The sequence below is a fragment of the uncultured Campylobacter sp. genome (assembly GCF_938045535.1).
Taxonomy (GTDB): domain Bacteria; phylum Campylobacterota; class Campylobacteria; order Campylobacterales; family Campylobacteraceae; genus Campylobacter_B.
Window position 1 is genome coordinate 1 of sequence record NZ_CALIMQ010000002.1, and the last position, 10,097, is coordinate 10,097.

Sequence of the window (10,097 nt, forward strand, 5' to 3'; positions counted from 1 at the left end):
AATTTTAGAATTTTAGAATTTTAGAATTTTAGAATTTTAGAATTTTGCGGCGCGCAGATTAATAAACAAATTAAAACGCGCCGCAGCAAGTGGTGCTAGCAGCTAGTTTGCAGCGTCTTGAAGCTCTTCTTCGATCTCGGAGTTGCTTTTTACGACCATGCCTGAGCCGTGGATGACGCTAGGCATGCAGGATGTGCAGATATGCACCGTCTCGCCGTTTTTATGCGCCTTGATAAAGACCGCGTTTTCATCGTCGCTACTTTTTAGCGAACAAATATTACAAATGTAAATATCACCTGATTTCATAGAAATCCTTTCTTAAAAAATTTCGCACTATTTTATGAAAATTTCAAAATTTTTCATTGATTTTAGTTAATCTTTAGCGATTTTTATTGCGGGCGCTTTCGTCTATCAACACTATGTGCGTCAAAAAGATGATGAAAAATAGCTGGAAAAATAATCCTACCAGCGGGATCAAACACAGCAGATAAAAAATAAAAGCGCTTAGAGCAAATTTATATCCGCCGCCCATTTTATAAGAGCGCTCGAAGCTTTTCGCGCTTAACGCATTTGAAGCGACGTCGATTAGAACCAGCTTGTAATAGATATAAAAAAACGGCACGTTGATGATGAATAAATTTATTACCGGCACAAACAAAAGCACCGAGCAGATAAATAAAATCGCTAAAAATTTTAAAATTTCAAGGCTCATCAGCTTTAGCACTCGCGCCGTGCTCGCTTCATCCGCGCGGATTAGGCGGTAGTGGCGGGCGTTGATCTCTTTAGTGACTGCGGGCGTCAAAAAGGCCGCGATGATAAGCGCACAAAACACGCTAAGCATCAGTACTGCAAAGCTGGCAAACACCGAAAAAATCGCGCCGATAATCCACTTCGTAGCAGTAAAGCTTAGAATTTTTGCAATTACCGGGAAACGCTGCTCGTCCAAGAAGCTAAAATCGCCGCTTTGCGCGCCCTGCGAAAGCGCGTCAAAAAGCTCTTTGCCGCCGAAAAATGCGAGCGTACCTAAGATTATGAGCGAGCACACAAGCGGCAATAGCGAGAGCAAAATAAACTTGCGCGTAAAAAAATCCTGCTTTGCCAAATTAAAAATTCTACCCATGTATGCTCCTATTTGCGTTATTTTAGCGACTTTTGCGACGGAATTTGAGCTGAGCAATTTGGCTACCGCACGAAAGCGCCTCATTGATCCGCCCACTTGGCTCATTCGCTTGCTTTAGCCGGCTCATCTCGCATTATAATATGAAATTTATGCTTTGATTACCCGCCCGCGTTTAATCTGCTCATTTATAGTGCGTAAAGATTTTGCCTGCTGCGAATATTTATTTGCTTGCTACGCGGAATTTTGCCACTTGTATGCAAGCAAAGCATTGCATAAAATTTCAGGCTCAAAATTGCAGAATTCCAAATCAAAGCCCTTTTTTAAAATTTGCTTGCCGAAATTTTATAGATGAAATTTCAAAATTTCAAAGGGAAATCTCGCGCGCAAACCCACGACTTCACTTCGTCGCGTCGTAGATCTTTTGCAATTGCTCGTAAATTTCGTTTGCGCTTACTGCGCCTTTTGATAGCGCCTCGATTAGCACCTCGTTATCTTCAAGGTCTCCCCAGATTTTGCGGTAGCCGCCTTCTTTGTAACCGTGGTCTTGGCGGAATTTATTTAGCACGTTTTTACCGATATATTTGGCAAAAAGAATGTCTAAGCTCACGCCACATTTAATCGCCACGCGAAAAAAATCGGTCAGCAGCTCGCCGATTTGCAGCTCAAAGCCGCTCGTTTCGTGGATTATGAGCTCGATGTCGTTTACGATTTCGTAGATGCTGTATTCGCGCACATCGTAGGCGTAGGAGCTAAACTCCGCAAATCCGCTTACTGCCGTGACGTCGCTTACGATGTGGTCGATGTCTTTGCCGCCGTAATATTGCTCTAAAATATAGCTCATCACGAAGTGCCAAATATCAACGATCTCGATGACGATATTATTCACGTCCGGCGCTGCAGAGATATTTTTCCAATGCTTCCACGCAAAGCTATCGATGAGCTCTGCGCATTCCATGTAAATGCAGCGCTTCCAGTTGATAAGTTTGCCGTTTTTTGTATAGCCGTCCTCCCAGCCCACGCCATTTGTTTCGTCGTTTAGGGCTTGCTGCATCAAAAACATCTCTTTTACTTTTTTATAATTTTCCATAAAAATTCTCCTAATTTTGGCTCGCGATTATAGCTAATAAAAGAAAATCATTGTATAATTTAGTAAAAAGGAGGCTTAAAATGTGTGCCGCTCAGGATAAATTCGACGAGTTTTTAGGCAGGATGAAACTCCTATCTCTCGGAGTTTTGCGCAATAATCTGCCATATTGCTGCAGTGCATTTTATGCCTACGATCCGCAAAATAAGGAGCTCATCATCGCAAGCGCGAGCGACTCCGAGCATATCAAAGCAGTCTTTGCCAACCGCGGAGTTGCGGCTACAGTCACGCTGGATACGAAATTTGTAGGCAGGATCAAAGGCGTGCAGATTTGCGGCCATATCCGTAGCGCGGATGAGCGCGAAACCTCGCTATATCTTAAGCGCTTCCCGTTTGCGCGCGCGATGGAGACCGATTTTTTTACGATCAGAATCGATTGGATGAAAATGACCGATAATACTCTAACTTTCGGCAAAAAGCTAATTTGGGAGCGCTAGCTCGCTAAGAATACCATTTATACGAAATTTTAGACTCGCGAGGCTTAAATTTTATCTAGTAAGATTTTGAAATTTGCATAAATTCTATCTTGCCGGTTTTTTCAAAGAATTTCACCATTAGACCCGCTTTAAAATTTCCGCTCGGTTGGTTTTTGGAATTTTACAGCATGGAATTTAGCGTAAAATTTCATCTTGCAAGCGGGGATTATCGCAAATTTTATTTCCTTAAAAGCGGTACCTGCCACGTAGAATTTCGCATGAAAATTTTAAAATTCTAAAATTTCGCTTTTTAAATTTAGCCTGGCGCGCGAGCTTAGCTCTGCCGCTTTCTGATTTCGCTTACTAGCCGTCCGCCGATCGCGTAGTCGTCAGTGGATATTTCATCTATCGTCACGACCGTGGTTTTTTCGCCCCTACCCAGCACGGCTACGAGGGCGTCGGTTAGGTCTTTTACGAGCTTTGCTTTTTGTTCGCGACTTAGACCGCCGCGCTCTTTGGTGATTTTAACGTTTATGTAGGGCATCAATTCTCCTTAAAATAAACGTAATTGTAACTAAAATTTCGTCTGTGTGCCTGAAAGTGCGAAATTTTATGTTAAAATCGCCGTGATCTGAATTTAAGGAGAAAATATGCCATTGTTAGATAGTTTTAAGGTCGATCATACCCGCATGAATGCCCCTGGCGTGCGGCTCGCAAAGAGCATGCGCACCAAAAGCGGCGATAAAATCAGCGTCTATGATCTGCGGTTTTGTCGCCCGAATTTAGAGATCATGAGCGAGCGCGGCACCCACACGCTGGAGCATCTTTTCGCTGGCTTCATGCGCGAGCACCTAAATAGCGCGGATGTCGAGATCATCGACATCTCGCCGATGGGGTGCCGCACGGGATTTTATATGAGCGTGATCGGCGCGCCCAGCGAGAGCGCCGTCGCGGCGGCCTGGAGCGCGAGCATGAAGGATATTTTGGGCGTGGGCTCTCAAGCGGATATCCCCGAGCTGAATAAATTTCAATGCGGCACCTTCGCGATGCACTCGCTAGCAGAAGCTAAACAGATCGCGCAAAACGTGCTAAATAAGGGTATCAGCGTAATCAAAAACGACGAGATCGCGCTGGATCCAAGCAAGATAAAATAGTTTTGAAATTTAAGAGATAGCGCAAAATTCTAACGCTATCTCTTTGAACTCCCGCTCGGCTCGTGATCAGTATGTTACGCGCTATAAAAACATTATCGTAAAATGTGCAAAAATTCGAGGTGCAAAAATGCGTATCTGCTAAAACAAGCCATAGGCAACATCTATTTATAAGCCGATTTAGCTTTATAAACCGACTTAGCGCTTGCCGTAAAGTCTGCGTCACGCGAGGTTTTTGATAAAAGCTGCGATTTGGCTTTAAGCTGGGTGGCAAAAGCGCGCAAGTAAAGCTCATATCAAATTTAATAAATTTATCTCGCAGGCCGGCTTTAAATTTATAAGAATTTTTAAAATTTCGTCTTAAATTAAAGCCTAAATTCTATCCGCAAATACCATGCTTATGCGCCTTCTTACTTTTAGATGCGATCTTCAATCCTCCAAAAAAAAATCGCACAGTAAAATGTGAATTTAAAATTTTTATTTAAGGTTGCGTTGTGAGTTTGGCGCTTGAAATTTCACTTTTGCTGCACGAAAAGAATGCTAAAATTCCGCCGAAACCGCACCGGATGCGATGAACTTAAAGGAGAGAAAATGCAAAGAATTTTTCATATAAAAGATGCTATTTGTAGCGACGAGCGAGCCGTAAAAACGACATTTTTTACTACGGAGGCCACTTGCGGCGCGGTTTGGATCGTCAAACGCGGCCAGGTCGTAGCGCCGCATATTCACCCCGGTGGCGATGACGTGTGGATCTGCTTAAGCGGACGCGGCGTGTTTTATCCGAGCAAGGGCGAGGAGGTACCGATCTGTGCGGGCGATCTAATCATTTCCAAAAGCGGAGAGTGCCACGGTATGAAAAATACGGGCGATGAGGATTTTGTGTTTGCAAGCGTTACGGCGCCGATTCCGTGCGGCTACGAAGCGATTTGAATTAAAATTCGCCAGAGATTTTGTGGCATTCGTAAAATAAATTAGCGCCGCAAAGAGTTGAATCAGAATTTGCCCGTAGCGTTAAATTTCATAAATTTAGCCGCGCTTTTGTACAATTTCAAGTGCCGCGCAATCTGCGGCGAGATTAAATTTGAGGCAAAAGATGTATGAGGATTTTACGCAAGAGCTAAAGGGCGAGCGCGCGCAAAAGAAACGCAAAGCTAGGGCGCGCAAGGCAGAAGCAGATCGTAAACCGGTGCGAGACGCGCCTCGGGGCATGCCGCTTTGGCGCAAGATCGCGCTTGGTATAACGTTTGCGTTCGCGGCTTTTAGCGCGCTCGCTCTGTTTGCGGTTATAAATTCCGCAGACGACTACTCGCCGCGGGATGACGAGCAGATCAAATACAGCGATTTTTACAAAAAAGGAGACGAAATTTACGCCCTCGTGGTGGGTGCGGGATATTTCGCGATACCGAGCGCAGACGCGGCGAGCTTTCGGGTTTTGGATTTCGGCTCCGGCTACCGCTCTAACGTCGCGGCGGATAAAAACGCCGTATATTGCGGCAACATCGCGATGAGCGAGCTAGAGCCTGCGCGCACGAAAGCCGTGGCGCTCGGATACGTAAGCGACGGACGGATCAGCTATTTTTGCGACGGCGAGGCGGTGTGGAACGAGGCGCTGGGAGCGCTTAAACTCACTTATCAAACCTTGGCGCATATTTTTTGGGATGCGCCCAAGCCGCAAAGCTACCTCTATAAATTTAAACGCATGGACGCTACAGATCTGCGCCAAATCGCGGGCGTGTATTACGCTGCGCAGGGCTCTCGCGCGTTTTATAAAGGAGAGATTTTGCCGGGCGCCGATGCCGCGAGCCTGCGCCAGATAGAGGGAAGCGATGGGCGCGCTAGCGACGTTTACGCCGCGGACGGCGCGAACATGTATTTTAAAAACCTACGACTTGACGCGCGCGATAACGGCGGGCATTACGAACTTTTGAGGCAGCGGTTGAGCTATTTTTTGTGGGATGCGAAAAGCGGCGACATTTTTGCGAACGATTTAAAATTTGATCCCGCTGCCGTGCCCTATACTCCGCTAAATAGGCAGCTCGCGCACTCAAACCATCTGCTTTTTGCCTCCCCTGGCGGCATCTATTATTTTGACGAGAATGACGGAAAGCAAAAGCGCGCGGCAGACAACCCCTTTGAGGGCGAAGTTCGCGCGCTTAGCGGCAGCGTATTTCAAAGCGGCGAGCGGATATATTTTTTAGAAGGCGCCGAAGTTTGGGGCGGCGGCCGTAGCAGTCGTAGGCTGGTCGCTCGCAAAAGCGGGCTTTTCGCGCTCGAGCTGCCGCATGAGTGGCGCAGGGTCGGCGGCGTGCACGGCGGGCTATACGGATGGATCTATTCAAACGGTGGGCGATTTTTCTACTTCGACGATCTGGGCTCTTCGCAGCTGATAGATCGGTGCATTTATGAGATCAGAGATTTAAACTTGGTTGAAATTTTGCTTCAAAAAAGCAGCCTTGGCACGAGTAAAATTCGCGAGATGATAAAGAGCGGCGGGCTTGAAGCGGTGGATGGCGAGCTGCTTTTCGAGGTAAAGACGCGAGTGGAATTTTAGCCGCGATTTGGGTGCAGACGACGATTTCGTGCAGATCGGGTCTCTTCGGTTTTTGATTTTAGCTGCGATTTGGATGTAGAGTGCGTCGCTAAGCTTTAAAATTTGCTTTTATTCGGCATAAACTTTATGAAATTTAAAGCTACGGTACAAACTTTGGCGTAAGCTTAAAATTTCATCGAAAATCGCTTTAGGGCGGTCGTATAAAATTTATTTCACCGCACCTAGGTAGCTCGCGGAATATTTTGTACGTGATAAGCTCGGTGTGGCTCGGACGATAATTTTATGTATCGCGACGAGCAGAGTTTAAATTGGTGCGCGTAGCTATGAGATTTGCATATTGTGGCGAAGCCGTACTAGAAATAGAGTGTGGGCGCGGCATTAAATTTTCTATCTAAGAAAGTGGCGCGCGATGTGCGAAACGGGGCGTGCGCACGATAATTTCGGCACGGCCATACGGCAAATTCTAAATTCCAAGCGCTTTAAAATGCGGGCTCGAACCGCGCGGATAATGTGCGCCAAGCGACAGGTCACCGAATTTGGTACACAGAGATTTAATCTATGATGACTCAAACTGCAGCTCTGTGGCGGCGATACGTCACGTGCATGGTAGAAATAATTTATGAACGATTTGAGTACGCGATCGAGCAAGGCTCTAAAATCTTGCTGCAAAATTTTAGTTCTATGAGCGATTTAACCGAGCTAGGCGAAAGAATTTTGCGTTGCAAACGCCTTTGCCTCTAAGTCGGACGCTCGTCGCCATTTATATTGAGCACATTCTCTGCTTCGCGCTCGTAAGTGTGTCGTTTTATATTGCAGATGCGGCGCCTATCGTTTAAATCACATCACTTGAAATTTTATCCGCGAGTTCTATTTGTGTGGCGTTATTTTTAAATTTTTTACATATTTCGTTTGTGCTGTGCTAGTAAATCTATCACGGCATATTCGCACGCATCGCATCGTTTGTGCGCGCGCCTTTCACGTTTTGCGCAACATTTGTTTTTTTATGTCGCGGCGTGATAGTGCTATATAAATTTTATATTTTGCGGCGCCCCATTCTCTGTATCGCGCGCCGTTTTTCGAGCAGATGAGGTCCAGGCGGCGCCGAAAGCGAGCATAGGATGTGAAGCGCTATTTTATAAAGCCGCTTGCCACTACGCGGTCGCGCTCGTCGTAAAAAACCGCGAGCTGTGCCGGAGCTATGCCTGCTGCGGGTGCGGACAGCACGGCATGCACGCCGCCGTCCTTGCGCGGCGAAATTTTAACGGGGAGCTTGGCGCTGCGGTAGCGGATCTTAACGCCGAGACCAGGCATATTTAAAATTTCATCCCTGCTTAAAAAGGCGTTAAAATTTTCGGTATCGAACTCGTAGGTCGCCAGCTCGTCCTTGCCGCCCACGACGATCTCGTTTTTGTGCGGGTTGATGCTTAGCACGAAGTGCGGCTCATGCGCGCCGTGCACCGTAAAACCGCGGCGCTTGCCGATCGTGTAGTGCATATAGCCCTCGTGAGTGCCGATAGCGTTGCCCGCACGGTCGCGCACGATGCCGGGCATTTTGGTGCGCGTATGACGGTTTAAAACGTCGATGTAGGTGGTGTCCACAAAGCAGATCTCGCTGCTTTCGCTCGCAGAAGCGATCTGCGAAAGCTCCGTATAGGCGCGCGCGGCCTCTTTGACGTCCTTTTTATACATCCCTCCAAGCGGAAAGAGCATAAACTCAAGCGCGGCAGGATCGATGTTTGCTAAAAAATAGCTCTGATCTTTGCTAAGATCTACAGCGGCTTTTAAAAGCCCGTCCTCGATGCGGACGTAATGCCCGGTAGCTAGGCGCTCAAAGTCCTGCTCGCGCGCAAATTCCAAGAGCTTACCGAGCTTTATGCGGCGGTTACACAGCGCGCACGGATTTGGGGTAAGACCGCTTATATAGGCCTGCACGAAGGGCTCGTAAACGTCGCGATTAAAATCATCCTGCAGATCCAAAATATGGATTTTTATACCTAAAAACTCGCCCACCTTGCGGACTTTGGCGATGTTTGCTTCGTGATAGCCCGGCTTTGCGTGCAGCTTCATATAGCAGCCCTGCACCTCGTGCCCCGCGTCTTGCAGCAGCTTCGCGCACATCGAGCTGTCCACGCCGCCGCTCATTGCGACTAAAATTTTCATTCGTTCTCCTTACGTCGCACATCTGCCAAAATTTCATCCACGCTGTCGCAGAGTTTGAAATTTTGCAGATCGCTTTCGTTTATCGCGCCCGATTTTAGCAGCGAAGTGCGGAAAAACTCCATTAGCGGTGCGTAGAATTCCTCGTCGTAAAGATAGATCCGTGCGCGCTTAAAGCCCGTCTGCACCAGCACTAAAATTTCAAAAAACTCATCCAGCGTCCCAAATCCGCCCGGAAAGATGACGAAAATTTCGCTGTTTTCGATGAGAGCGCCTTTGCGCGGCGCAAATGCCGAAAATTTCGCCCCCTGCGTCAAAAAGCCGTTGCTTTTTTGCTCAAACGGCAGCATGATGTTAAAGCCCACGCTGTGCGTCCTCGCCCTCGCAAATGCGCCTCGGTTGGCGCCTTGCATAATGCCGCCTCCTCCTCCGGTGATGATCGAGTATCCTAAATCGGCAAGCCCCTCGCAGAGCTTTTGCGCATCTTTTACGTAGCGGTTATCCTCGCTAAAGCGTGCCGAGCCGAAGATCGTGGCGCTTTTGCCCATGTTTTTGAGATTGTCGCGGGCGATTTTAATGTCTTTTAAAATTTCTTTTAACTGCATGATTAATCTATCTTTTGTGTATATTATTTAAAATTTCAGCTTTAAGAATAGCATTAAATTTTTAAAATTCCGTTTAAAATGGTAGAATTTGCATGATTTAAAATCTCATCATAAATCATACTAGGTTGCTAAGCTTTCGTAAAAATCCGCCGACGCCGCGGTAAGCGTTCATATCGATCGGCTCGCAGCCCTGCTTGCTCAAAAATCGCGAGACGCTCTGTCTAAGCGCGATGGTAGCGGGTGAAAACGGATAGTGCGAGTTAAAAAGCGCGCGATTTTGTGAGCAGATGGCTACTTGTTTGCAAAACGGCACAAAGCCTAGCAGTTTAAAGCCCAGCTCGCTTATATTGCGGTGCGCGACCGACTTTAGATTTTCGTAGATCATCACGGCATCATCCTCGCTCGCGGTGAAATTTAGCAAAAACAAAACCTCTTTTTTGCTCGCCCCAAGCGTCTTTAAAAGCGCGTAGGTGTTGCTTATCGAGCAGGGTTCGTTCGCACACAGCACGATATTTTCGTCGCCAATGCTCAAAAAATCTCCAAGATACTCAAGCCCCGCATCGATCAAAATAAAATCGAAGATTCCCGCATCTTTCAGCTCGCTTGCGAAGCGAGCGGGGCTTTCGTGAGCCTTTGCGTTTGCGGAATTTCCGGCTTTTTCGGGATTTGATGAGCGGGCGGAATTTTTCATTTCATCTCCACTTGCGGAATTTTGAGAATTCTCGTCAGGGATTGAATTTTGCTTGGTGAAATCATCGCTTTTAAAATTCTCTAGACTTTCTGTTTCTGTAAAATTCCATCCATCTTCGCAATTTTGCGGCTTTTTGGCTGCACAATTCGTAGAATTTTTTGTGGCGTTTGCTATCGAATTTAAAGCGGCGGAATTTTCTGAGTTGTTTTTGCCATTAGAGCTCGTGAGTTTTTGCGCGTAATTGTACGAGCCGCCACTTTCG

At 46.9% G+C, this 10,097-nt stretch carries 11 protein-coding genes; 4 read left to right on the forward strand and 7 right to left on the reverse strand.

What is annotated here, in order from left to right; all coding sequences use genetic code 11:
* Positions 1 to 102: 102 nt before the first annotated feature.
* The 3 genes from Q0095_RS00035 to Q0095_RS00045 all read right to left on the reverse strand — a co-directional run bounded on the left by Q0095_RS00035 (position 103) and on the right by Q0095_RS00045 (position 2,207).
* Complete coding sequence (locus tag Q0095_RS00035; RefSeq protein WP_005869903.1) at positions 103 to 306, reverse strand: hypothetical protein; 204 nt, start codon at positions 304 to 306, stop codon at positions 103 to 105.
* Between the two features lie 73 nt (positions 307 to 379).
* Positions 380 to 1,120: an EI24 domain-containing protein gene (locus Q0095_RS00040; protein ID WP_297880205.1), complete on the reverse strand. Its 741-nt coding sequence runs from the start codon at positions 1,118 to 1,120 to the stop codon at positions 380 to 382.
* A gap of 397 nt (positions 1,121 to 1,517) precedes the next feature.
* Positions 1,518 to 2,207, reverse strand: coding sequence for a dUTP diphosphatase (locus tag Q0095_RS00045; protein WP_297880207.1), 690 nt, complete (start codon positions 2,205 to 2,207; stop codon positions 1,518 to 1,520).
* Between the two features lie 80 nt (positions 2,208 to 2,287).
* Between Q0095_RS00045 and Q0095_RS00050 the strand changes: the two genes are divergently transcribed.
* Complete coding sequence (locus Q0095_RS00050; RefSeq protein WP_297880209.1) at positions 2,288 to 2,701, forward strand: hypothetical protein; 414 nt, start codon at positions 2,288 to 2,290, stop codon at positions 2,699 to 2,701.
* 313 nt (positions 2,702 to 3,014) lie between these two features.
* Here Q0095_RS00050 and Q0095_RS00055 read toward each other — a convergent pair whose 3' ends face one another.
* Entirely contained in the window at positions 3,015 to 3,224 is a 210-nt protein-coding gene (locus Q0095_RS00055) for a 4-oxalocrotonate tautomerase family protein (RefSeq protein WP_297880211.1), read from the reverse strand.
* A gap of 106 nt (positions 3,225 to 3,330) precedes the next feature.
* On the opposite strand from Q0095_RS00055, the gene luxS reads away from it, so the two are divergent.
* The 3 genes from luxS (at position 3,331) to Q0095_RS00070 (ending at position 6,382) form a co-directional block, all read left to right on the forward strand.
* Entirely contained in the window at positions 3,331 to 3,834 is a 504-nt protein-coding gene (gene luxS / locus Q0095_RS00060) for an S-ribosylhomocysteine lyase (protein ID WP_297880213.1), read from the forward strand.
* Between the two features lie 588 nt (positions 3,835 to 4,422).
* Entirely contained in the window at positions 4,423 to 4,761 is a 339-nt protein-coding gene (locus Q0095_RS00065) for a cupin domain-containing protein (protein WP_297880215.1), read from the forward strand.
* Between the two features lie 163 nt (positions 4,762 to 4,924).
* Positions 4,925 to 6,382: a DKNYY domain-containing protein gene (locus Q0095_RS00070; protein ID WP_297880217.1), complete on the forward strand. Its 1,458-nt coding sequence runs from the start codon at positions 4,925 to 4,927 to the stop codon at positions 6,380 to 6,382.
* A 1,128-nt stretch (positions 6,383 to 7,510) separates the two neighbouring features.
* On the opposite strand, the gene mnmA is transcribed toward Q0095_RS00070, so the two are convergent.
* From mnmA to Q0095_RS00085, 3 genes are all read right to left on the reverse strand, one after another.
* Entirely contained in the window at positions 7,511 to 8,542 is a 1,032-nt protein-coding gene (gene mnmA, locus Q0095_RS00075) for a tRNA 2-thiouridine(34) synthase MnmA (RefSeq protein WP_297880219.1), read from the reverse strand.
* The gene (locus tag Q0095_RS00080) at positions 8,539 to 9,144 is read right to left on the reverse strand and encodes a TIGR00730 family Rossman fold protein (protein WP_297880221.1); all 606 of its coding nucleotides are present in this window, start codon (positions 9,142 to 9,144) and stop codon (positions 8,539 to 8,541) included. Before Q0095_RS00080 ends, mnmA begins: the two co-directional genes overlap by 4 nt.
* Positions 9,145 to 9,259: 115 nt before the next feature.
* Positions 9,260 to 10,097 (reverse strand): hypothetical protein (locus Q0095_RS00085; RefSeq protein ID WP_297880223.1); only part of this gene is annotated, 838 nt, incomplete at its 5' end.